Raw genomic sequence first — 24,734 nt, 5'->3', positions numbered from 1 at the left:
GAATTATTCTTATCTTTGCATCCCGCGCGATCCCCTCGCCCGCCACCCCGGATGCCCCAACGCCCATGCCCTCCCGCAAACCCACCATGACCGGCGCCCGCCACCGCCAACGCGGCAGCATCGCCTCGTTCATGGTTCTAGCCATCGGCGGTGCACTGCTCGCCACCGCCTATGCCCTGGATACCCACCGCATGACCAGCAGCGCTGCGCAGGTCAAGCGCGCGACCGACGCCGCGGCCATGGCGGTGGGCAACGAGCGGCTGATGAAAAACGAGAAATCGCCCACCGTGCTACACCAGTTGGCGTATGGCTACGTGGTCAACAACCTGGGGATGGACAGCAGCTTGGCCAGGCAGATCGGCCCGCAGAACGTCGAACTCGAAGAGCAGACCGACAACGACCAGCGGGTGCGTTACAAGGTCGAGGTCAACTTCGAGGCCAACCCCGAGCTGTTGGGCGGGCAAGTGAAGCAGATGCGCGTGCACTCCACCGTCGAAGTGGTAGCGCGCGCGACCGAAGTGGCGATCGTGATCCCCAACAGCGGCACCGAGAACAATACCGAACTGGCCGCCTTGCGCCAGTTGTTCAAGCGCTTCGCCGCGCGCCTGCTGGATGACGACGAGAACAGCGAAAAACGCATCTGGCTGTCGCTGGTGCCCTACAGCCAGGTGGTCAACGTGTACGACCGCGAAGACACCGGGCGCCTGCGCCGCTGGGCGACCGGCGCGGCCATCCGCCCGGTAGAATTGACCTCGCTGTGGCGCACCGGCATCCGCGACCTGGGCGACGGGCGCATGCCCGACCCGCGCACCCAGCGCGTGTGCATGAACCGTGGTCTGTATCCGGGCCAGGTTTACTTCTGGGATCAACCACCGGTCGGCCAGTTCACCCGCGTCTACTACCGCCACGACCTGCCCGAAAACCACCCACTGGAGCCAAGCATCAGTTGGACCGGCCCCAACCCCGACTTCGGCCAGGCCACCGGCGTCAACGACACCCGCTTCATCATCGGTAACGTTGGCTGCCCACGCGCCGCCCTGCTACCGCTGACCAACCAGTTGAGCAAGGTCGAGGAGCGCCTCGACGAAATGCGTACCGGCTTCAACGTCAACTACGCCATCGCCATGGGCTGGGCCGGCCATGCCCTGTCGCCGGAAATGCGCGGCAGCGCCGGTTGGGGCGACAGCGAATTGCCGCTGGACTTCCCCGACAGCGACAACGCTCAGAACGCCAAGATCATCGTGATGCTGGCCAACACGATCGGCGACTGGTTCGACACCGATGCCTTCAACGCCGGCCAGGTCGGCGAAGCGGTGCAGAGCGGCAACAACGACCCAGGTGGCACCGTGACCGCGTCCAAGCGCTTCCAGGACCTGTGCGAGAGCTTCCGTGGCCGCCATCTGAAGTTCCATTTCATCGGTGTGCGCCCGGGCGATCCGCAGGACTTCGGCCGCCAGCTGTTTGATCGGGTCGCCGGGGTGCCGTTGCAGACCTGCGCTCAGGGCGGCGGCAGCATGACCTTCGCCGACGCGCCGACCTTCAACCAAGGGCAGGAGCAGATCCAGCACCTGCTGGACGACATCGCCGACAAGATCAAGCACGAGTTTTACGCACGCCTGGTCGAGTGACCCCAGGCCGCGCCCGCATTCATCGACAGGACTTCGAGACCATGACCATCAACCCGAACGCTCGCAATCGCAGCCCGCGCGCCCGCCTGGCGCTGGCCCTGGAACCGCGCATCCTGCTGGATGCAGCGGCAGTGGCTACCGCAGAAGCAGTGGCTGCCAAAGTCGACGCTACGGCCTCCACACCGGGGGTCGCGGCCGACACCGTTGACAGCAAGGTGACCATCAAGGATGCCACCGACAGCTTCGCGCCGGTGAACCTGTTCGACAACGTCAGGGTATCCCTGGACAGCAGCAATCAGCCGCTGGCCCAACTCACTCTGCAGGTCAACAGCAGCGCAGATAACCAGGCCTTGGTGATCGACGGTGCGCAAATCGTCCTGCAGGACGCCCTGGCCGGCGTGACCAGCCATGGCTACACCTGGCAGGTCAGCGTCGTCGAAGGCGTCAGCAACATCACCCTGCAACTGAACGCCGCCGATGCACCGGTGACTGCCGCCGACGTGCAGACTGTCATCGACAACATGCGCTATCAGGTGCTGGACAAGTCGGTCGAAAGCTCCACCGTCACCATCACCCTCAAGAGCCTGACCGATGAGGGCGGCCAGAATGCCGACCTGAGCCAGATCAAAGCCAGCGTCACCCTCGACAACCAGGTCAACGTAGCGCCGCTGTTGAGCGACAGCGGCGGCCTCAACAGCCGCGAAACCTACAGCGCCGGCGACCTGGGCATCGGTGCCGGCAGCGAAGTGTTGTGGTCGGCCGACGGGCGTTTCGCCTACGTCGCCGGAGGCAGCAGTGTGCAGGTCTTCGCGGTCGATGCCAGCGGTGCCCTGACCCAGTTGCAAACCTACAGCAACAGCAGCCTGGGCAGCATCACCGACATGCTCATTAGCGCCGATGGCACGTCGATCTACACCCAGAACGGCGGCACCGACGTGACACTGCTGAGCATCGGCAGCGACGGCAAGATCAGCGCCAGCAGCGCCTACTCAACGCAGAACGGCAGCATCAGCGGCAGCCTGGCGATTTCCGACGACGGCCAGTACGTGTATGCCGGCACCGAAAGCAACGACGTGGTGGTCTTCAGCCGCAACACCGATACCGGCGCGCTGAGCGTCTTCACCCGAGCCCTGACCATCGGCAACAACCGCGGCGGTGTGATCGTCAGCTACGGCGACACACTGTTCGTGCTGTACAAGGGCAATACCGGCAGCGGCCCTACGCTGGCCGTGTATCAGCGCGACAGCGAAGGCAAACTGCCGCAGCAACTGACCAACATCAGCCTCGACGGTCTGACCCAGAACAGCACCCGTGACAGCCTGGTCATCGCCCCCGACGGCAAGACCCTGTACATCGGCGACCCCACTACCGGCACGATCACCCTCGTGCGCTTCGACGGCAGCACCCTGACGCCCGCTGGCAGCGTGAGCATGACCGGTGTCAGCAGCCTGGCCATCAGCGACGACGGCCGTCAGCTGTACGCCGCATCGAGCAACGGCGCGCTCAACGTCTACCAGGTCGATGCCAACGGCAACCTCACCCTGACCAGCAACCAAGCCAGCAACACCACCGGCCAGGACATTGCGCTCTCCAGCAACGGCTCGCTGCTGGTGACGGGCGACAACACCACCCGCTACACCCGCGTGCAGGCCCTGAACCTGGGCCAGGCCAACACCTTCGGTGAAAACCTGAGCTTCAGGGACGCCAACTTCGAAGTCCTCGACAACTACAAGGGCACCCGCATCACTGTCGACCCGAGCGTCAGCGGTGGCAGTTTCGGCCTGGCCGACGGCAACGGCCTGACCCTGGACGGCAGCACCGTCAAGCACAACGATGTCGTCATCGGCACCTTCAGCGTGGGCAACGACGGCACCCTGACCGTCACCTTCACTGCCGACACGCCCAAGGCCGTGGCTAACCAGGTACTGCAGCAGCTCACCTACAGAGCCGCCAGCAACACCGTGGCCGGCAGCCTGATGACCCTGCAAGTTGCGGTCAGCGACGGCCTGCTGGCCAGCGGCGTCCTAAGCTTGACCCTGCGCGCCAACAGCGTGCCGGTGGGCAACGTCGGCAGCTACACGCCACCAGCAGCTACCAGCGAAACCGCCTACAGCACCGTACTGCCCAGCGGGCTGTTCAGCGATGCCGACGGCGATGCCTTGGTGTGGAGCGTCAGCGGCCTGCCCGAGGGCCTGAGCTTCGACCACCTGACCCGCACCATCAGCGGCACCACCAGCGCCACCGGCGCGTTCGACGTCACCGTCACGGTCACCGACGCCAGCGGACAACGTGCTGCGATCGAACTTACCCTCGAGGTGGCGCAAATCGCCAACCGCGCCCCGGAACTCAACCCGACGGCCAGCGACACCGTGCTGATCACCGTGGGCGGCAACAGCGTCACCCTCGACCAGGACCTGTTCAGCGACCAGGACAAGACCTACGGCGACACGCTGACCTGGGCGGTCGAAGACCTGCCAGCCGGCCTGAGCTTCGACGCCGACACCCGTACCATCAGCGGCACCGCAGGCGTGGTCGGCGATCACACCATCACCGTGACCGTCACCGACAGCGCAGGCGCCTCCACGCGCACCGAGCTGACCCTGCGAATCATCTCCGAGGCCGAAGCCGCCAACAGCAAACCGGCCATCGAGGTGGACAGCAGCACCCTGGTGTACACCCACGAGGGCGGTCTGAGCGGTTTCAGCGACTATGTGTACAGCGTTGAAGTCTCCGACGACGGGCGCACAGTGTTCGTGTTGGGCAACAGCAATGCCGGCCACGCCATCACACCGGGCGGCAACAGCACCCTGTACGTCTACAGCCGTAACGCCGATAGCGGAGCGCTGAGCTTGATCCAGCGTATCGTCCAAGGCACCAGCGACGATGGCAACGCGGCCAATGGCGTGGAGGTGGACGGCCTGCTGGGCGCCGCTTCCGCGGTGTACTCGGCCGATGGCCAGCACGTGTATGTCGTCGGCCAGAAAGCCGCTGGCGGCAACTACGTGGTCAGCGTGTTCGACGTCAATGCCGACGGCAGCCTGACCGCCACTGGCCAGAGCCTCGATGCCGGCAGCACGCAGATCAAGCAAATGGTCATGGCCCAGGACGGCAGTGCCTTGTATGCCGTGGCCGGCAATACCCTGCTGGTGTTTCGCAGCGACGCCGACGGCGTGCTGTCAGCAGCCACGGTGATCACCGACAGCACCTTCAATACCGCCTTTGCCGTGGCCACCGACACCCGCGGCAATGTCTACGTGGTTGGATCAAGTATCCTGGTGGTCTACGAGGCGGATGGCGCAGGCAACCTCACGCGCACCGCACAGATCACCGGCAACGGCCTGACCTCGTTCGCCCGCAGCGTGGCGGTGTCTGACAGCGGCTTCGTCTACGTGACCAACGGCACCAGTGGCTCGATCCTGACCTTCCAGTACGAGGCCGCCAGCAATACCTTGACCGGCCTGCAACAGCTCGCCACGGGCGGACAGGTCTGGGGCCTGGGCCTTTCCGCCGATGGCAAGACCTTGTTCGCCGGCACCAACACTGGCGCCCTGCGTATCTACAGCATCGGCGAGGACGGCAAGCCGGTGTTCGTCAAGCAGGTGACTGGCACCGCAGGCCGTGCCTACCGCATCGCCGTCTCGGCCGATGGCAGCTCGATCTACGGCGGCGGCTTCTTCACCGCAGGTGGGCTGGCCATGATCAGCGTCTCCGACGCGGCCCAACTCGACTACACCGAAGGCCAGGCCGACACCATTCACCCCGGCGCCAACCTGGGCATCTCAGATGTCGAACTCGACGCCCTGGCCAGTGGCGCGGGCAACTACAACGGGACGGTCATCACCCTGGAGCGCGAAGGCGGCGCCAGCCGCGACGATGTGTTCGACTTCACCGCTGGCAACGGCTTGACGCGCGTCGGCGAGCAGATCCAGCTCAACGGCGCGACCATCGCCACCCTCACCAGCGCCGATGGCAAAATAACCGTCAGTTTCACCGCCGACACCACCACGGCCGTGGCCAACCAGGTCCTGCGGCAGATTGCCTACACCAACACCAGCAACGACCCACAGGCCAGTGTCAGCCTGAAACTGACCTTCCAGGACGACTACAAAAGTGGCACCACCACCCGCGAACTGCGGGTGCAGATCGCCACTGTGAACGATGCGCCAGTGGTCAGCGGCACTGCTGTGGACAGCCTGCAAGAGCCCGGCAAGGACAGCGTCAAGTTGTTCGACGCCAGCGCCATCGATGCGGTCGAAGCCAGCCAGACCATCACCCGCCTGACCTTCACCGTCAGCGGCGTGCAAGATGCTGCCAGCGAAACCCTGAACCTCGACGGCACGCCAATCGCCTTGGTCGCCGGTAGCGGCGTCACCGCAGGCGGCCTGAGCTACAGCGTGACCTTGAGCGACGGCACCGCCACCGTGGTGCTGGGCTCCAGCGCCGGCATCAGCGCCAGCGCGGCCGCCGCAGTGGTCGATGGTGCGCGCTACGCCAACAACGACGCCAGCGGCGCCACCCTGGGCGTGCGCAGCATCACCCTGAGCGCGGTCAAGGACAGCGGCGGCACGGCCAACGGCGGCAGCGATACTACCAGCACCACCCTCACCGCCCAGGTCAACGTCAGCCGCCGAAGTCCGGTACTGGGCGCGGACATCGGTGCGCTGGAGCTGGCCGAGCGGGTGCAGTCAGGCGACTGGCCCGACCCCTATGCCGGTATCAATGGCGTAGTCAGCATCGGCGATCAGGTCTACGTGCTGCGCAGCACCAGCGAGTGGGTGTACGACGAAAGCACCGGCACGGGCGGCAATGTCAACTTCAGCACGCTGTATGTATTCACCCGTGCCAGCGATGGCTCGCTGAGCTTGAGCAGCACCGTGGAGGCAACCGCCAGCAACGGCCTGGGCGAAGGCAGCAGCGGGCTCGGCCTGTCCAACGACGGCAAGACCGTGTACCTGAGCACCGACAGCCATGGCATCGCGGTGTTCAGCCGCGACAGCAGCAGCGGCGCCCTGACCGCGCTGGGCACGTTCGCCGCCGACGCAGGGCTTGCCAACGACGTGCAGGTGCTGGGCAATACCGCCTACCTGAGCAGCGACCGCGGCCTGCTGGTGTTCACCCGCAGCGGCGACAGCTGGACCCAGACCGCCCGCTTCAACGCAGCCGGTGCCGACGCCTGGTACACCGACCTGCAACTGTCGGCTGACGGCAAGTACCTGTATGCCGCCACCTCCGGCGGCAGCACCCTGGTCAGCGTCTACCGCGTGGGCGACGACGGTGCCCTGAGCCTGGTGCAGCACCTGGCCGGCAGTGCCGGCGAGCACTATGCCAACAGCTTGGCACTGGCGGGCGACGGCCAGACCCTGTATCTGGCCGACGGCACCACGCTGTACAGCCTGCAAGTGGGTGCCGACGGCAGCCTGGCCCCGCTCGGCAGCACGCTCACCCTCGACAGCGTGCCGAAAACCCTGCTGGTCAGCAGCGACGGCAGCGCCCTGATCGTCGTGGGCGAAAGCCAGCTGAGCCTGTACCACCTGGGCAGCGATGGCAGCCTCGGCGCCGGCCAGGCCCTGAGCATCGCCAACGTAAACCTGAACGAGATCCGCAGCGCCAACTTCAGCGCCGACGCAACCCAGCTCTACCTCACCGGCAACTTCGGCAACGAAGGCCTGCTGGTGCTCGACCTGACGGCCAAGGCCACCACCTACATCGAGGACGGCGACGCCGTGGCCGTGCTGCCCGGCGGCACCCTGCACGACCCGCAACTGGACGCCTTGAATGGCGGCCTGGGCGACTACGACGGCGCCAGCATCGTGATCGCGCGGGACGGCGGTGACAACGCCGAAGACGTGTTCAGCCTGCTCGCAGGCAGCGGCCTGACCTTGCAGAACGGCCAGGTGCTGCTCGATGGCCAGGCCATCGCCACCTTCGTGCAAAGCACCGGCACCCTCACCTTGACCTTCATCGCCAGTGTCAGCCAGGCCAACGCCCAGCAGGTATTGCGCAGCATCGCCTACCGCAATACCAGCCAGGACCCGGCCAGCAGCGCCAGCCTGCGTGTGCAGCTCAACGACGGTGAGGGCTACCGCGACAGCCGCCTGGTGGAACTGACCCTGGAGGGTGTCAACGATGCCCCGGTGGTCGATACCACCGGCCTGAGGCCCACCTACAATGCCGAAAGCGAGCCGGTAAAACTGTTCGAGAACACCACGATCGATGTGGTCGAGGCGGACCAGCAGGTGTGGCAAGTGGTGCTGACCCTCACCCCAGCCGCCAGCGGCGACATCATCGGCGTCGACGGTGGCAAGATTGACTTGGACAACACCCTGACCGGCGTACAGACCAGCGCCAGCGGGCAGCTGTACACGATCATCCGCAGCGGCGGACAGACCCAACTGGTGCTGTACGTCAACGGCGATGTGCAGCGCGCCCAGGACATGGTCAACAGCCTCACCTACAGCAACAGCGGCGACAACTTGAGCGGCACTCGCAGCATCAGCCTGAGCGTGCGCGACAGCGGCGGTGGCGGCGACCTCGGCAGCGCCACCCGCCAGGCGCAGGTCACGCTGGCCCCGGCGCTGAGCCCGAACACCGCCCCAACCCTGGAGGCCAGTGGCAGTGCCGTTGGCTACACCGAGCAGGGCGAGGCGGTCTACCTGGCGCCAGACGCCAGCGTCGGCGACAGCCAGATGGACGCCTTCAATGCAGGCCTTGGCAACTACGACGGCGCGGTGATCCGCGTGACCCTGGGCGATGGCCACACCAGCAGCGACCAACTGGGCTTCAAGGATGGCAACGGCCTGAGCCTGGACAATGGCAACCTGATCAAGGACGGCAAGGTGATCGGCACCTTGAGCGTCAGCGACGGCGTGCTCACCCTGCGCTTCAGTGACGCCACCGGGCAGATACCGACCACCGCCGATGTGCAAAACGCCCTGCGCCAGATCACCTACGCCAACAGCAGCGACGTGCCCGTGGCCAGCGTGGCGGTAACCGTCACCCTCACCGACCAGCGTGGCCTTGCCGCCGATAGCCTGGTGCTGCGCGTGAACATCACCGCCGTCAACGACGCCCCGGTGCTGGCCGACGACCCGGTGCTGTCGCTGGGCGACCTGGAGCGGGTCCAGGATCTGGACCTGAGCGACTATGGCCTGGGCACACCCACCACCAGCGTAGTGTCTGCCGACAGCCTGCGCGTGTACATCGTCGATGGCCAGGGCAACATCGCCCTGTTCAGCCGCGACGACAGCGGCGCCCTGACCCACGTCAGCACCCTGGACAGCGGTTTCGGCCTGGGCCACCTGCAACTATCGAGCGACGGCAAAAGCCTCTACGCACTGAACCGCGACGGCAACGCCATCCTGTGCTTCAGCGCCGATGGCCAGGGCCGCCTGACCTTGCAAACCACCGTGGTCAGCCAGTACGAGATCGACGCCAGCGCCCTCTACGACATGCGTGGCCTGGCCCTGTCGGACGACGGCAAGACCTTGTTCGTGATCAACGCCTACACCGTGCTGTATTTCAGCCGCGACAGTGCCAGCGGCGAAATCACCTACGGCGGCGGCCTGGAAGCCAGCATGTGGAGCGCGCCCCACTTGTGGTCGCCCAGCGCGGTGGTCACCCAGGGCGACCTGGTGTTCGTGGTCACCGACTCGAGCAACGGCTCGAGCCTGATCGTCTACCGCCAGGGCAGCGAGGGCGATCTGACGCTGCTGGGTTACAGTCGCGAAGGCGATGGCGCCCTGAGTGGTCTGCAACAGGTGAGCGTGAGCGCCGACGGCAAGACCGTCTACGTGGCGAACGACAGCCAGGTGACCGGCTACCGCCTCGACAGCGACAGCGGCACCCTCACCTACCTTGGCAGCGTGCAAGGTGGCAGCAGCATCACCGACATCGCGGTATCTGCAGACGGCTCGGTGCTGTTCGTCACCCAGCAGGACGGCACACTCAATCGCTACACCACCGTAGGCAACACCCTGAGCGGCAGCGAGCAGGTCGGCGGTGCGAGCCACGTGCTGATCACCGACAACGGCGTGCTGGTGCTCGGCAACGCTGCCACGGTCATCGCCAGTCAGCCGCAGGACGGCCCGCAACTGGAGGCAGACGACCGCACCCCGGTACTGCTCGACCCGAGCCTGACCCTCAGTGACGCCGAGCTGGACGCGGCCGACGACTACCAAGGCGCGAGCCTGAGTATCAGCAGCCAGGCCAGCGACAGCATCGGCCTGCTGGCCGGCAACGGCTACAGCCTTGATGGCAACAACGTGCTGCTGGACGGCAATCAGGTGGCGACCCTGGTGCGCGACGGCAACGTCACCACCCTAACCTTCACCACCGCCCTGACTCGCGCCCAGGCCAACGCACTGGTCCGTCAGCTGACCTGGACCAGCAGCGCCGACGCCCCAGCCCAGCCCAGCAGCCACGCGCTGACCCTGATGCTGAACGACGGCAGCGCCAGCGACGCCCTGGCCAGCAACAGCTTCAACATCGACGTGACCCTGCTGCCGCCGAACCAGCCACCGGTGCTCAACGAGGCCTACGCCGACTATGCCCTGACCGGCGCCCAAGCCGGCACCCGCTACAGCGTGCAGCTACCGGCCGACCTGTTCACCGACCCAGAAGGCGCGCCACTGACCTACAGCATCAGCGGCCTGCCCACCGGCATGACGTTCAACCCGGTCACGCGCACCTTGTCCGGCACCGCGCCACGCGAGCTCGGCAGCCTCAACCTGACCCTCAAGGTGACCGACGCCAGCGGCGCGTCCACCACCTTGGTTCTGGAGCTGGCGGTGGCCAACGCGGTCCCGGTGGCCGATGGCAGCTACCACCTGCCCGAAGTGAGCATCGGCCAAGCCTACCAAGTGCAGCTGCCCGACAGCCTGTTCAGCGACGCCAACGACGACAACCTCACCTGGCAAGTAGTCGGCGAGCTGCCCGAAGGCCTCCAGTTCGACCCGGCCAGCCACACCCTCAGCGGCACGGCACCCACCACGCCAGGCAGCTACAGCATCACCCTGCGCGCCGACGACGGCCAGGGCGGCAGCACCGAGGTCACCCTGACCTTGGTCGTGGCGAACCCGGCCAGCAGCGACCCGGTGACCCCGGTGGTCAATGCCGCCGCTAACCCGGCGTTGCCCGTCGCCGTCAGCCAGGCCGCGTCCGAGCGTGAAGAACGCACGTTCAACGCAGTCGAGCCCGGCAACGACCCGCTGTTCCAACCCGCCCCCGAGAGCGTGCGTCACAGCACCCTGGACGACGGCGGCCTGGCCAGCAACCGCACCACCCTCGCCAGGCAACTGGCCAATGCCGACCGCATCATCACCGACAGCGGCTTCCAGGGCGACGGCGCCAGCGCCGTGCACTTCGACGGCAAGACCCTGCGCGCCGAGGTCGACCTCGGCACGCAGGACGGCCGCTGGGTCAGTCTGCACCTGGCGCAAGACATTCCCGAAGGCGCCGATGTACAGCGGGTGACCCTGGCCAACGGCCTGCCACTGCCGAGCTGGGCCAGTTTCGACGCGCGCAGCAGCGAGATCCGCATCGACAGCCGCTACCTGCAACGTCACGGCGAGGTACGCCTGAGCCTGGTATTGCGTGACGAGAACGGCCGCGAACAACGCCTGCCGCTGCATATCCGCAGCCAGGGCCAAGACCCGCAGGGCACCCGCCACGCCACCGACGAGCGCCCGGCGAACCTGAGCCAGCAGCTTGGCCAGCAAACCAGCGGCGCCCTGTACCGCGAGGCCCTGGAACTGCTCGAACAGCTGGGCGAATGGGCCAACGACGACTTCCAACACATTGCCTGAAAGCATCAAGGACGCTTGAACACATGACCCGCACGACTTTGAACCGCGTCTCGCTGAGCCTGGCCATCGCCTGCGCCACCCTGGGCCTGTCAGCCTGCGCCGTGAAACCCGAGCCGCTGACCCCGGAGCAGCAACTGGCCGAGTCCAACGCCGACCGCCAGAGCCTGTTCGCTGCACAAGAGCCATTGACCCGACCGGTTACCCTCGAAGAGGCCATGGCCCGCGCCGTGAAGTACAACGTGCAACAGCGCGTCGGCTTGATGCAGCGCCAACTCGAGGACAACACCCTGAGCACGGCCAACCTCGGCCTGCTGCCGCAGTTGGCGGCCAGCGCCGGTTGGCGCGGGCGCGACAACGTGGCGGGCTCCTCCAGCGAGTCGGTGACCACTGGCCGGCAATCGCTGGAACCCTCCACCAGTACCGACCGCGCCAGCCGCGACGCCAACCTGCGCCTTTCGTGGAACGTGCTGGATTTCGGCGTCAGCTACTTCAGCGCCAAAGCCCAGGCCAACAAGGTCCTGGCCGCTGAGGAAACGCGCCGCAAGGTAGTCGCCGACATCGTCCAGCAGGTGCGTGAAGCTTACTGGCAGGCAGCCGGCGCCGAGCGCCTGCAATCCCAGGTGCAACAAGCGCTGAGCGATGCCCGCGCAGCGTTGGAGCAAGCCCGCGAAGGCGAGCGCCAACGCTTGCAGGCGCCAATCGAATCGCTGCGCTACCAGAAAAGCCTGCTGGAGATGGTCCGCCAGCTGGAAGTGGTTGACGCTGAGCTATCGGTGGCCAAGGCGCGCCTGGCCAGCCTGATGAACCTGCCGCCGAACACCGCCTACAGCCTGGCTGCACCGGCCGAGAGCAGCTATGCCCGGCCAGCGCTGGCCTACGATCTGGCCGACCTGGAAGTCACCTCGATGATCCAGCGCCCGGAGATCCGCAGCGAAAGCTACCAGGCGCGTAACGCCGTGCTCGAATCGCGCGCCGCGCTGCTCAAGCTGCTGCCAGGGGCCAACCTGTTCGTCGGCAGCAACTACGACAGCAACAGCTACCTGGTCAATGATCACTGGGCCGACGCCGGCCTGCAGGTGAGCTGGAACCTGCTCAACGTCCTGGCCTACCCCAGCGTCAAGCAGACCGGCGAGAGCCGCCAGCAACTGGCCGCGCTGCGCCGCCAAGCCATGCGCATGGCCGTGCTGACCCAAGTCAACGTGGCCTGGCGCGAGTTCCAGCGCGCCAGTCAGGTGTATGAGCGTTCGAGCGAACTGCAACAGGTCCAACGTGGCATCTACCAACAGAGCGAGCGGGCCTACGCCAGCCAGGCGCAAAGCCGCCTGGAGCGTGTGCGCACCGCCACCGAAACCGTGTTGGCGACCCGCACTCGGGATCGCGCCTATGCCGAGCTGCAAGTGGCGCATGGCGCGGTGTACCAGGCCGCCGGCCTGGATCCTTTGCCTGAGCGTATTGCCGGCGCCGGCATCGCCCAACTGAGCCAGGCCATCGCCGCCAACAGCGTGCGCCTGAACCAGGGCCAGATCCCGGCCGGTATCGCCGCCGCCCAGCAGGTCGCGCTCACCCCACCGCTGCCGGTGCTGGCCAAGGCCACGCCAGCCCCAGTAGCACGCCAGGTCGTGCATCTGGATATGTGGGAAAGCCTGGGTTCGTTGCGCGGGGCCGAGCTGGTGCCGGTGGAGCACGACCATGGCCGCTAGGCAACGCAAGTGGGCGGCCATCCTGGCGATCCTGATGGCGGTAGCCGCCGAACGCGCCCAGGCCGACCGTGCAGACGGCGAGCTGCGGGTGCAGCTCAGCCCGATCCGCCAGACCGTGTTGTCCAGCGAGATCAGCGGCAAGCTGGTGGAACTGGAGGTCAAGGAAGGCGATACCTTCAAGCAGGGCCAGCGCCTGGCGGCCTTCGACTGCTCGGTGCAAAAGGCCCAGCTCAGCCGTAGTCAGGCCGCGTTGGCCGGGGCGCAGAAAAAGCTCGACGTGGCGCGCAAGCTCGATGCGCTGGAGTCGATCAGCCAGAGCGAAGTCACCCAGGCCCGCGCCGACCTGGCCATCGCCCAGGCCGAAAGCGGCGTGGGCCGGGCCATGCTCGGGCGCTGCACGCTGAATGCGCCATTCGCCGGACGTGTCTCGCAGCGCATGGTGCAGCGCTGGCAGCACGTGGCCGAGGGCACCGAGCTGCTGGCCATCTACGACGACAGTGTCTATCAGCTGGAGCTGATCGTGCCGTCGGCCTGGCTCGGCTGGCTCCAGGCCGGGCAGACATTCGAGGTACAGCTCGATGAAACCGGCCAGCGTTACCAGGCCCAGGTCGAGCGCCTGGGCGCCGCCATCGACCCGGTCAGCCAGTCGCTCAAGGTGTTCGCGCGCATGACCGGCGACACCTCGGCACTGCTGCCGGGCATGAGTGGCGTGGCCTTGCTCGCGCCGCCAGGAGCCGGATCGTGAACGCTGCCGTACGGCCCGCCCGGGACACACGCGCCGAGCGCATGGCGCTGCTGCTGCAACTGGAGCGCCGCGCCCGCGCCGAAGCCGACCTGAGCGGACTGGGATTCCTGATGGTCAACGACAGCCGCCAACTGTTCGACTACCACGAAGCCCTGCTGTGGCAAGTCGGCGGGCCGGGGGTCACGCACTGCTCGGGCTTGTCCCAGGTCGAGGCCAACGCGCCTTTCGTGCAGTGGCTGGGGCGCCTGTGCGAGTACTGGCAGGGCCAGGCGCAGGCCACTGAACTGCGCGTGCTGAGCTGCACAGATGCTCCCCCAGAAAGCCGTGAGGCGTGGCCGGATTACCTGGCCACGCAATTGATCTGGTTGCCGCTGCGTCGACGCGACGGAGAATGGCTGGGGGCCTTGCTGCTGAGCCGCGAGGGGGCTCCCGGCAATGCCGAGCGTGCGCTATTGCAACTGTTGCAAGACGCCTATTCCCACGCATGGGCCAGCCTCACGCAGCACAGCCAGCCCGCGCTGTTGCAGCGCTTGCGTCGACGCCCCAAGCGCGCCGTGATGATCGGCGCCGCCGTGGCGCTGGCGCTGGCATTGCTGCCGGTGCACCAGAGCGTACTGGCCCCCGCCGAGATCGTCGCCCGCGAGCCTGCGGTGCTGCGAGCCCCCTTGCAGGCGGTGGTCGAGCGCATCCTGGTCCAACCCAACCAAACCGTGCGCCAGGGCGAGGCGCTGGTGCAGCTGGACCATCGCGAGCTGGACAGCCGCCTGGAAAACGCCCGCCAGGGCCTGGCCGCCGCCGAAGCGCAACTGCGCCAGGCCCGCCAGCAGGCGCTGTTCGACGAACGCGCCAAGGCGCAGCTCGCCGAGCTGCAAACCCGCCGCGACCAGGCCCGCGCCGATGTCGCCTACCTCGAAGGCAACCTGCAACGCACGCGTATCCTCGCCCCCCGCGATGGGGTGGCGATCTTCGACGACCCCAGCGACTGGATCGGCCGCCCGGTATCGCTGGGCGAGCGCATCATGCAGGTGGCCGACCCACGCGATACGCGCCTGGAGGTGCTGTTGCCGGTGGCCGATGCCATCGCCCTGGCGCCCGGCGCACAAGTACGCCTGTTCCTCAACAGCCAACCCGGCAGCCCACTGCAGGCGACCCTGCAACGCCACGGCTACCGCGCCTCGCCCAGCAGTGACGGAACCATGGCCTACCGCCTGCAAGCGGCGTTCAGCGAAGACGACCCGCGCCTGCGGGTGGGTCTCAAAGGCACCGCCAAGCTGTATGGCGAGCGCACGCTGCTGTTCAACTACCTGCTGCGTCGCCCGCTGGCCGCCGCACGCGTGTACCTGGGGTGGTGATGAACGCACCTGCCCTGCCCCCGGGCCAAGCCCGCCTGCCAGCCCTGCGCCGCAGCCTGCGCCTGCATCCGGGCCCCCGCTCGCGCGATGGCTCGCCCAGTTGGACCTTGGAAGACCCGGCCCGTGGCCGCTTCTACCGCATCGGCTGGCCCGAGGCAGAAATGCTCGCCCACTGGCCCGCAGGCAGCGCCCAGGGGGTCGCCGAAGCGATCAGCCAACGCACCACCCTGGCCATGCAAACCCAGGAAGTTGAGCAGTTCGCGCAGTTCCTGCGCAGCCAGCAATTGGTCGATGTGGCGGGCGAAAGTGCTCTGGGCGAGCTGCGTCAGCGTAGCGAGGCCGGCCAGACTGGCTGGGCCGGCTGGCTGTTGCAACACTACCTGTCGATCCGCATCCCGCTGCTGTGCCCGGACGCGTTTCTCGAGCGCACCCTGCCAACGGTGCAGCGCGTGTTCGGGCGCGGCTTCGTGATCGCGAGCGTACTGGCCGCGCTGCTGGGGCTGTACCTGACCACACGCCAGTGGGATAGCTTCACCCACACGTTCCTGCACTTCTTCAGCCTGGAAGGTGCGCTGCTGGCGGCTTGTACCTTGAGCCTGAGCAAGGTGCTGCATGAGTTTGGCCACGCCTACGCCTGCAAGCGCTTCGGCTGCCGGGTGCCGACCATGGGCGTGGCCTTGCTGGTGTTGTGGCCGGTGCTATACACCGACGCCAGCGGTGCCTGGCGCCTGACCCGACGCCATCAGCGCCTGGCCATCGGCGCTGCCGGCATGGGCGTGGAGCTGTGTCTGGCGGCCTGGGCCACGCTGGCCTGGAGTTTCTTGCCCGACGGCCCGCTGCGCAGTGCGGCGTTCATGCTGGCCAGTACCACGTGGATCCTGACGCTTGCGGTCAACCTCAATCCGTTGATGCGCTTTGACGGCTACTTCCTGTTCGCTGACCTGCTGGATGTGCCCAACCTGCAAGAGCGCGCCTTCGCCCTGGCGCGCTGGCGCCTGCGCGAGGCCTTGTTCGGCCTGGGGGACCCACGCCCGGAATACTTCAGTGCATGGCTGCACCGGGTAATGCTGGGCTATGCCTTCGCCACGTGGGTGTACCGCTTTTTCCTGTTCCTGGGAATTGCCCTGCTGGTCTATCACTTTGCCTTCAAGTTGCTCGGCGTGCTGCTGTTCGTCGTCGAGATCGTGCACTTCATCCTGCGACCGATCTGGCAGGAGCTTGGGCACTGGCACCAACGTCGCAAGGACTACCGCATGAACCGCAACACCCTGACATTCGCAGGCGTCTTGGCCTTGGCGCTGACCCTGTCGATCCTGCCGTGGAGCAGCCGCATCGACGCCCCGGCGCTGCTACGCGCCGAGCAGCAGGCGATCCTGGTGAGCCCGGCTGATGCCCAGTTGCAATCGATCGAAGTCGAGCCCGGCCAGTCGGTACACGCCGGGCAGACCCTGCTACGCCTGGTATCGCCTGGGCTGGAACACGATCTGACGCGCCTGGAGCAGGAAATCGCCCTGCTGCGCCAGCAAGGCAGCCTGCAAGTGCGCGCCAGCGAAGGCGCCGCACGCCAGGCGGTGGCCCAGGATGAGCTACGGGTGGCCTTGCAGCGGCGTCAGGCGCTACAGGATCAACTGGCGCAATTGCAGGTGCGCGCCCCGTTTGCCGGGCGCATGGCAGATCTGGCCGAGCCATTGGCGGCGGGGGAATGGCTGCCAGCCGGCGAATGGCTGGGCACGTTGGTAGATGAGCGCCAGCTACGGGTCGAGGCGTTCGTCACCGAAGCCGACCGCGAGCGCATCCTGGCCGGTGCCGAGGCCTGGTTCGTGCCCGAGGACGCCAGTCGGGCGCGCCTGCGACTGAACGTGGACGATGTCAGCCAGACCGCCACCGGCAAGCTCACCTCGGCCCCGGAACTGGCCTCGGTGTACCAAGGGGCGCTGGCCGCCAAGCTCGATGCCCAGCAGGTGCCTGAACCGGAGCAGGCGCTGTACCGGGTTCTGCTCAGCCCAGCGGCCGCTGACGCGACAGACCTGACGACCTTGCGCGGTACGGCTATCATCACAGGCACTGCGCGCAGCCCGTTGCTGCAAGCGCTACGCCGGGCGCTGGTGGTGGTGATTCGCGAGTCGACGTTCTAGGCCCTGGCGCGGGCCTTAAGCATTCTTAATGGTCAGCCCGTTGTCCGAAGCCGCGTCGCTGACCATCATGCAGGCAACCCGAATACTGACTGGAACGACATCATGAATGCCCTGCTCCAAGCCATCCCGGAACTGCCCCTGAGCAAACGCCTGAAGGCCGGCTCCAGCAGCGACCACGATAGCGTCGACACCCTGGTGATGGCGGCCCGCCCCTTCGAGAACCTGGAGCGCTACGGCTGCTTCCTGCGCCTGCAACACACCTTCCACGGCGCCATCGACGCACTCTACGAGCAGCCTCGACTCAACGCGCTGCTACCGGGCCTGCGCGAGCTGCCGCGCTATCAGGCGGTGTGCGCCGACCTGTGCGACCTGGGCCTGGACGTGCCGGCCAAGCCGCAGTCGGTGGAACCTGCGGACGCCTGGCACGCGATCGGCTGGCTGTATTGCAGCGAAGGCTCCAACCTAGGCGCAGCGTTCCTGTTCAAGCAAAGCCAACTGATCGGCCTGGGGGCAAGCCATGGCGCGCGCCACCTGGCCGCCCACCCCGAGGGGCGTGGCCTGCACTGGCGCGCATTCGTCGCCCTGCTTGACGGGCTGGACCTGCTGCCCGCGCAGCAAGAGGCCGCCATCGAAGGGGCGCGGGATGCGTTCGACTTCTATCGGCAGGCACTCAAGGCGCATTTCTGAGCCACAACTCGCCATCCTGGTCCAGCGCCGCTACCATCGCCCGATGCCCCTAGCGCCCGGGAACGACATGATGGATCGCCAACAACTGCATCGAAGCGGATACGCCCTGCTGCGCGGGGCCATACCCAGCCACTGGCTGCCAGGGCTACGCGCCACGTTCGACTCAGGCTACCTGCCCAGCGATCAATGGCCGGTACCTCGCGGCCACGACTGGCGCCACGCACAGCTCGACCACGACCCCACGGTGCAGGCCTTGTGTCGCCTGCCAGCGCTACTGGAAGTGGCAGGTGAACTGATTGGCGAGCGTTTCTTCCTGGCCCAGGTCGAGGGCCGCGAACCGATGCCCGGTGGCGGCCATCAACGGCTGCACCGTGACCTGTCGAGCCAACGCCCGGGCGACAGCGTGAGCGCCCTGGCGTTTCTCGACGACTATGGCCCGGACAACGGTGCCACCCGTCTGGTCCCGGCCAGCCACCGCCCAGGCGTGGGCGAGGCGCCCTTCAACTTCGACGACGAGTCGCACACGCAGCAACTGAGTGGGCAGGCCGGCGATATCCTGGTGTTCGACGTCGACCTGGTGCATGCCGGCAGCCTGAACGTGCAGGGCGGTCGTCGACGCACGCTATTGATCGGCTATTTCGCCGAGCCGCTGTATGCGGCGCATCTGCGCACAGCGAAGTTGCGCAATGTGCGGATGGATTGCAGCGAGTGTTTCGAGCCAAACCGAACCACGGCGTAAGCGCTACACCAGCGGCCCACACCAGGCCTTGCGTCCATACAGTTGAGTTTTTCTCAATGGTCACTGCAGAAAACACCGTTTTTTCTGCTGACTGCCCTCCGCTAACCTGTGCCGGTACCCGACCACGGACCGACGAACATGCTGCACCTGCTGATGACCACCCTGGCCCCCATCATCCTGCTCATCGCCCTGGGCACCTGGCTGCGGGTGCGCGGCTTTCTCGCCGACACATTCTGGCCAGGGGCAGAACGCCTGAGTTACTACGTGCTGCTGCCATCGCTGTTTCTCCACGGTTTGGCCACCGCCAACCTCGACGGCGTACCGGTGCTGGGCATGGTCGGCGTGCTGATGCTTTCCACGCTACTCGGCGCCCTGCTTTTGCTGCTCTACCAGGGCGCGGCCAGCCACGATGGGGCTGACTTCACCTCGGTGTTCCAAGGCGGCGTGCGCTTCAACAACTACATCGGTGCGACCCTAGCCAGTGGGATCTACGGCAGCGCAGGTATCGCCCTGGCGGCCGTGGCCAACGCCTCGATCGTGCCGCTGGTGAACCTGCTCTGCGTACTGGTGTTCGCCCGCTTCAGCGCGCGTCATAGCTCGCCGCTCAGCGTACTCAAGGCGATCTTCGCCAACCCGCTGATCATCGGCTGCGCCAGTGGCCTGCTGCTGCGGGTCACTGGCATCGGCCTGCCGGCGGGGCTCGAACCAACGGTCAAGGCATTGGGCCAGGCGGCCCTGCCGCTAGGGCTGCTGTGCGTGGGCGCGGCGCTGGGCGGCGCACGGCTGGGCCAACAGGCCAAACCACTGCTCGCTGCCTCGCTGTTCAAGTTCCTGGTCATGCCGCTGACCACCTGGGGCCTGTGCCGCCTACTCGGTCTAGGCGGCCCGGCAGCGGTGGTGGCGGTGCTGTTCCAGGCCCTGCCGACCGCCTCCTCATCCTACGTAATGGCCCGCCAGATGGGCGGCAACGCGCCGCTGATGGCGACCATCATCGCCCTGCAAACCGTGGCCGCCGCCATCACCCTGCCGCTGATGCTGAGCCTGACCCTGAGTTGACGGCGCGCAGCTAGACTCACCGTCACCTTCTCAGCGGACACTCGACCATGCGCGCTCACCTGATGCTGTTCGGCTTCTCCCTGGCCCTGTGCACAGCCCCACTCAGCGCCGCCGACAGCCAGAAGGCGGCGGTCGCCGAAGACAAGGCGCAGGTGCTCGAACAAAAAGTGGTCGAGGATGCACCCCCGCCCAAACCCAAGGAAAAGATCACCCCCGCCGAGGTCCAGGCGGTAGACCCGGTGGGCCAGGCGCCCATGGACGACAGCATCACCTGCCTGGCGCGCACCCTCTACTGGGAGGCCAAAGGCGCCGACGCCGAGGACATGAGCGCAGTGGCCAACGTGGTACTCAACCGCGTGGGCCATGACGGCTTCCCCGACAGCATTTGCGCGGTGGTCAAGCAGGGGGTGGAAAGCAAGAGCTGCCAGTTCTCCTGGTGGTGCGACGGGCGCCCTGACCAGGTCGAGGAGCCCGAGCGCTACGCAGTGGCCAAGGAAATCGCGCGCAAGGCGCTCAACCAGCAGCTCAAGGACGCCACCGATGGCGCCTTGTATTTCCATGATCGCAGCGTGCATCCCGCGTGGGCCAAGGCTTACCGGCGCACTGCGCAGACCACGCACTTCCTGTTCTACAAGCCCAACCAGGCGCTGGCGCGCTAGCAGGGGCGCTCGCGGTGAGCGGGTTTATCACCGCCTGCGCGGCCGGCACCGCGGAACAGCCACGCGTGTGCAGTGTCGATTGATACAAGGAGCCGCGAACCACGCACGAGCACGGCGAGGTGACTGCGACATGCCTTGGATCAATCCTGCTTGACGTGCACAGGTTGTCGCACTTTTCGGCCAGACTACGGTCTATTCCCTCTTTTGCCATGAACCGCCGATAGCCCCGGCGTTCATGCACAGCGCACGGGACCGGGCCAAACGCCTTGGGCTTGTGTAGGATGAGCAGCGCAAAACCCGACGCTGCCAGTTACAGGGAGATCCACATGCGCGTCCCATCCGTTGCCTGCCTTTTCGGCCTGTCGCTGGGCCTGTTGGCCTCGGCCAGTGCCTCGGCCTTCACCGGCGAAGAAGCGCAACTGATCGATACGATCAACAGCTACCGCAGCCAGACCCAGCGCTGCGGCGGCGAGGCATCGCTGGAACTGGGGCCGCTGAACAGCGACACCCGCCTGGCGCTGTCGCCCGAAGGCACCCGTGACCTGCAACAGGCCATGAGCCGTGCCGCCTACCCGATGGTCAACGTGCAGGCCATCAGCCTGTCTGGCCCGCGCGATGCCAGCGCGGCCATGAAGGCCATCGAAGAAAGCTTCTGCCAGGTGATACTCGATCCGCAGTTCGTCGACATCGGCGTCAGCCAGGAGGGTCGCGACTGGCGCATCGTGTTGGCCCGGCCGCTGCTCAGCGGCCGCCTGGGCGATTGGCAGGCCGAGGGCCAAAAGCTGCTGCAAGAGGTCAACGCGGCGCGTAACGTACCGCGCCAGTGTGGCGGCCAGCCCTTCCCCGCCGCACCGGCGCTGAGCTGGAACACCACCCTGGCGGCAGTGGCTGCCAACCATACGCGCAACATGGCCAACCAGAATTTCTTCGATCACCTGGACAAGGACGGTCGCACCCCAGGCGACCGCGCCGAACTTGCCGGCTATCTGTACCGGCAGATCGGCGAGAACATCGCCGCCGGCCGTGACAGTGCGCGCAAGGTGGTCGACGGCTGGCTGGCCAGCCCTGGGCACTGCGCCACGCTGATGAACCCCGATTACCGCGAAATGGGCGCGGCCTATGCCGTGGACCCGAAGAGCGATGCCGGGATCTACTGGACGGGGTTGTTCGCAACGCCGCAGTGAAACTGCTCGCCCCCTCGCGCAATACACCCGCGAAGGGGCGCTGCGCCTATCCAGCCAACGCCTGGCGCCGTAACGCCAACGCCGTGCAGCCAAAACGCTGGCGGATGCACTTGCCCAGGTAACTGGCATCGCCCAAGCCCACCTCCTCGGCGATCTGCCCCAGGCCATGACTCGAATTGAGCAATCGCCAACGCGCCTGTTGCAGACGCATTTCATGCCACCAAGCCTTGGCGCTCATCTGATAACTCGCCTGGAACTGTCGATCCAGCTGGCGCCGACTGATCCCAAGCGTCGCCGCCAACTGCTCGACCGACACCTGCGTGCCCAGGTGATGACGCATCAACGCCACCGCCCGCTGTACCTGGCGTGCGTGCCCGGGCGCTGCGTCCAGCGAACGCAGCGCGTGGCGACTGTCGCGGCTTTCGTCCACCAGCATGTCGGCCAGGCCTTTGAGCGCACGCTCCCGACCGCTAGTACGGGCGATCAGCGCCACCGCCAGGTCGATGGCCGCAGTGCCTCCGGCGCAACTGATGCGTCCACCGTCGAAGCAGTACAACTGCTCGGTCAACACCTGAATCCGTGGAAACGCGGTGCGAAACTCGGCCTCATGGCGCCAGTGCAGTACCACTTTATGGCCATCAAGCAAACCGCAAGCTGCCAGCAAGAATGCCGCGTTGTCGATGCACACCAGCTTCACGCATGCGTTGGCCGCGCGCTTGAGCAGCGCGGTATAGCGCGTCGCCAGCGCCGCCGTGGCAGCAGCACTGCGCCCACCGAACACCACCAGGTAATCGAATGCCTGCCAGTCGACCTGCGCAGGCAGCAGGTCGACTTGCAGCGCCGCACCACTGCTCGACACCAGCGGCTCGGCGTCCAGGCCGAGAATGCGCCAAGTGCAGTAGCGCTGCCGGCTGTAATCCTCGTCATCGGCGGAAAAGCGCAATTTGTCGAGGAACGCGCCTAACGGCAACAACGCGAACTCAGGCAGCGGCAGGATCAACAGGCGCAGATCAGGGGTCATGGGCTTGTCCAGATATTACCGTCGAATGACCAGATCATACCCTGCAAAAGCCGTTGCCGGCCCTACACTGGCCCCGTCCAATACACAAAGGCATCGGCATGGCACTCGACACGTGGCTCATCTACCTGCTCGCCAGCATCGGTCTTTCTCTGACCCCAGGCCCCAACAGCCTGCTGGCGCTCACCCACGGGGCGCTGTATGGCGCACGCCGTACGCTGTTCACCATCGTCGGCGGGGTGGTTGGCTTCAGCGCGCTGATCGCCCTGGCGATGTTCGGCCTGAGCGCCCTGCTGCAAGCCTCGGCCTCGGTGCTGACGGTGCTCAAGTGGGTCGGCGGCGCCTATCTGGTGTGGCTGGGAGTGCAACTGTGGCGCAGCCCGGCATTGCAGCTGGCGCAGACTGCGAACGCCGCAAGACTGGACAACGCCGGGTTGTTCCGCCAAGGCCTGCTGTCGGCCTTGGCCAACCCCAAGGTGCTGCTGTTCTACGGTGCCTTCCTGCCCCAGTTCATCGACCCACAACGGGGCCTGCTGGTGCAATTGGTGGTGATGGCGGCGACTTTTGCCAGCGTGGAATGCGTGGTCGAGTACCTGCTGGCGCGCCTGGCCTTTCGCGTGCGGCCCTGGCTGGCCAAGGGCGGCAAGGGCTTCAACCGGGGGTGTGGCAGCCTGTTCGCGTTGATTGGCGTGGTGCTGCCATTGACCCGTTGAGCGCGTCGCGCGGCCAGTCGGTGCCGCACTTGCCCAGCGGTCGCCACCTCAGGCGCGCCGCGACTTGATCAGGAACACCAGCAGAGCCAACCCCGGCAGCCCCGCCCCCAGCGTCGCGACGCCACTCCAGCCGAACTGGCTATAAACCGCGCTGGCCAATGCCGAACCCAGCGCGCCGCCAAGGAAGATGCTGGTCATGTACAGCGCATTGAGCCGCCCGCGGCTGGCTGGGTCCAGGGCGTACACCTCACGTTGGCCGATTACCATGTTCATCTGCACGGCGAAGTCCAGCAGCACACCGGTCAGTCCAAGGCCGATCACCCCGGCACCCGGCGCACTCAACCCCAACAGCAGTGCCAGCGGCGCCAGTCCCATGGCCAGCAGCGAAGCGCGCCGCGCATGCCCGGCATCGGCCAGGCGCCCAGCCAGCGGCGCCGCCAGCGCACCGACAGCACCGACCAGGGCGAACAGCGCGATCTGGCTCTGCGACAGGCCATACTCACCGGCCAGGGCCAGCGGCACGGCGGTCCAGTACAGGCTGAAAGCGCCGAACATCAGGGCCTGGTACAGCGAGCGCTGACGCAGCAGCGGATAACGGCGCAGCAGCACCAGCAACGACGCCATCAGTTGGGCATAGCTGGCCTTGTGCTCCGGCACCCGGCGCGGCAGGGTCAAGGCCAGCAGCAGGATGATCGCCAGCATCACCCCGGCCGCGCCGACGAACACCGCGCGCCAGCCAAAGTGGTCAGCCACCAAGCTCGACAACGGTCGGGCCAGCAGGATGCCCAGCAACAGGCCGCCCATGATGTTGCCCACCACACGGCCACGCTGCTGCTCTGGCGCCAGGTGCGCGGCCAGTGGGATGAGCATCTGCACCGCCACCGAACTGAAGCCGATCAGCAGCGCATAGCCGAGAAACAACTGACCCTGGCCATGCCCGCTGGTACCCGCCAGCAGCAGACTGACGGTGGCCAGTACCGCCGTGGCGATCATCAGCCGGCGGTTCTCCAGCAGATCGGCCAGTGGCACCAGCAGCAACAGGCCAAGGGCGTAGCCCAGCTGGGTGAGCGAGACGATCCAGCTGGCATGCTCGGCGGACAGCCCCAGGTCCGGGGCGATCAAACCGACGATGGGCTGGGCATAGTAGATATTGGCGACGATGGCGCCGCAGCAGAAGGCCAGCAGCGTCACCAGGGCGCGGCTCAGGCCTGGGGCTGATGGCTGGGCGACAGCAAGAGAGGGAAGCATGGGGAAGCCTCGATGCACGTGGGAATGTAGGCGCATCTTGGCGCAACGTGGCGTTGCGTAGAATCCA

The 24,734-nt window shown here is 66.6% G+C and carries 14 protein-coding genes; 12 read left to right on the top strand and 2 right to left on the bottom strand.

Annotation, left to right across the window (positions count from 1 at the left end):
- Positions 1 to 65: 65 nt before the first annotated feature.
- The 11 genes from ACNFIC_RS01495 to ACNFIC_RS01445 all read left to right on the top strand — a co-directional run bounded on the left by ACNFIC_RS01495 (position 66) and on the right by ACNFIC_RS01445 (position 21,688).
- Positions 66 to 1,628 (top strand): Tad domain-containing protein, encoded by a 1,563-nt coding sequence (locus tag ACNFIC_RS01495; RefSeq protein WP_138217455.1) that lies wholly within the window; start codon positions 66 to 68, stop codon positions 1,626 to 1,628.
- A gap of 41 nt (positions 1,629 to 1,669) precedes the next feature.
- Positions 1,670 to 11,431, top strand: coding sequence for a putative Ig domain-containing protein (locus tag ACNFIC_RS01490; protein WP_416779443.1), 9,762 nt, complete (start codon positions 1,670 to 1,672; stop codon positions 11,429 to 11,431).
- Between the two features lie 23 nt (positions 11,432 to 11,454).
- Entirely contained in the window at positions 11,455 to 13,131 is a 1,677-nt protein-coding gene (locus tag ACNFIC_RS01485; protein ID WP_416779441.1) for a TolC family protein, read from the top strand.
- Positions 13,121 to 13,876, top strand: coding sequence for an efflux RND transporter periplasmic adaptor subunit (locus ACNFIC_RS01480; RefSeq protein WP_416779439.1), 756 nt, complete (start codon positions 13,121 to 13,123; stop codon positions 13,874 to 13,876). The genes ACNFIC_RS01485 and ACNFIC_RS01480 overlap by 11 nt, the downstream gene beginning before the upstream one ends.
- On the top strand, positions 13,873 to 15,228 hold the full coding sequence (locus ACNFIC_RS01475) for an efflux RND transporter periplasmic adaptor subunit (RefSeq protein WP_416779438.1): 1,356 nt from the start codon (positions 13,873 to 13,875) through the stop codon (positions 15,226 to 15,228). Before ACNFIC_RS01480 ends, ACNFIC_RS01475 begins: the two co-directional genes overlap by 4 nt.
- Positions 15,228 to 17,363 (top strand): HlyD family efflux transporter periplasmic adaptor subunit, encoded by a 2,136-nt coding sequence (locus ACNFIC_RS01470; RefSeq protein WP_416779436.1) that lies wholly within the window; start codon positions 15,228 to 15,230, stop codon positions 17,361 to 17,363. The genes ACNFIC_RS01475 and ACNFIC_RS01470 overlap by 1 nt, the downstream gene beginning before the upstream one ends.
- A 102-nt stretch (positions 17,364 to 17,465) precedes the next feature.
- Entirely contained in the window at positions 17,466 to 18,050 is a 585-nt protein-coding gene (locus ACNFIC_RS01465) for a biliverdin-producing heme oxygenase (RefSeq protein WP_138217450.1), read from the top strand.
- A 67-nt stretch (positions 18,051 to 18,117) separates the two neighbouring features.
- Positions 18,118 to 18,789 carry a phytanoyl-CoA dioxygenase family protein gene (locus ACNFIC_RS01460; RefSeq protein ID WP_138217449.1) on the top strand — a complete coding sequence of 224 codons (672 nt, stop codon included), beginning with the start codon at positions 18,118 to 18,120 and terminating at the stop codon, positions 18,787 to 18,789.
- A gap of 138 nt (positions 18,790 to 18,927) precedes the next feature.
- Complete coding sequence (locus ACNFIC_RS01455; protein WP_138217448.1) at positions 18,928 to 19,845, top strand: AEC family transporter; 918 nt, start codon at positions 18,928 to 18,930, stop codon at positions 19,843 to 19,845.
- Between the two features lie 47 nt (positions 19,846 to 19,892).
- Positions 19,893 to 20,504 carry a cell wall hydrolase gene (locus tag ACNFIC_RS01450; protein WP_138217447.1) on the top strand — a complete coding sequence of 204 codons (612 nt, stop codon included), beginning with the start codon at positions 19,893 to 19,895 and terminating at the stop codon, positions 20,502 to 20,504.
- 326 nt (positions 20,505 to 20,830) lie between these two features.
- The gene (locus ACNFIC_RS01445) at positions 20,831 to 21,688 is read left to right on the top strand and encodes a CAP domain-containing protein (protein ID WP_138217446.1); all 858 of its coding nucleotides are present in this window, start codon (positions 20,831 to 20,833) and stop codon (positions 21,686 to 21,688) included.
- 46 nt (positions 21,689 to 21,734) lie between these two features.
- Here ACNFIC_RS01445 and ACNFIC_RS01440 read toward each other — a convergent pair whose 3' ends face one another.
- A complete protein-coding gene (locus ACNFIC_RS01440) occupies positions 21,735 to 22,709 on the bottom strand; it encodes a GlxA family transcriptional regulator (RefSeq protein ID WP_138217445.1) in 975 nt (324 codons plus the stop codon).
- A 98-nt stretch (positions 22,710 to 22,807) separates the two neighbouring features.
- On the opposite strand from ACNFIC_RS01440, the gene ACNFIC_RS01435 reads away from it, so the two are divergent.
- Complete coding sequence (locus ACNFIC_RS01435; protein ID WP_138217444.1) at positions 22,808 to 23,419, top strand: LysE family translocator; 612 nt, start codon at positions 22,808 to 22,810, stop codon at positions 23,417 to 23,419.
- Between the two features lie 48 nt (positions 23,420 to 23,467).
- Here the strand turns inward: ACNFIC_RS01435 and ACNFIC_RS01430 are convergent, their stop codons facing one another.
- Positions 23,468 to 24,667 (bottom strand): MFS transporter, encoded by a 1,200-nt coding sequence (locus ACNFIC_RS01430; RefSeq protein ID WP_416779431.1) that lies wholly within the window; start codon positions 24,665 to 24,667, stop codon positions 23,468 to 23,470.
- Between the last annotated feature and the right edge of the window lie 67 nt (positions 24,668 to 24,734).

Source organism: Pseudomonas sp. NY15463 (assembly GCF_048068415.1).
Taxonomy (GTDB): Bacteria; Pseudomonadota; Gammaproteobacteria; order Pseudomonadales; family Pseudomonadaceae; genus Aquipseudomonas; species Aquipseudomonas mosselii_C.
The sequence above is the reverse complement of the archived record's forward strand: the minus strand, read 5'-3'. Positions and strand labels throughout refer to the sequence as shown.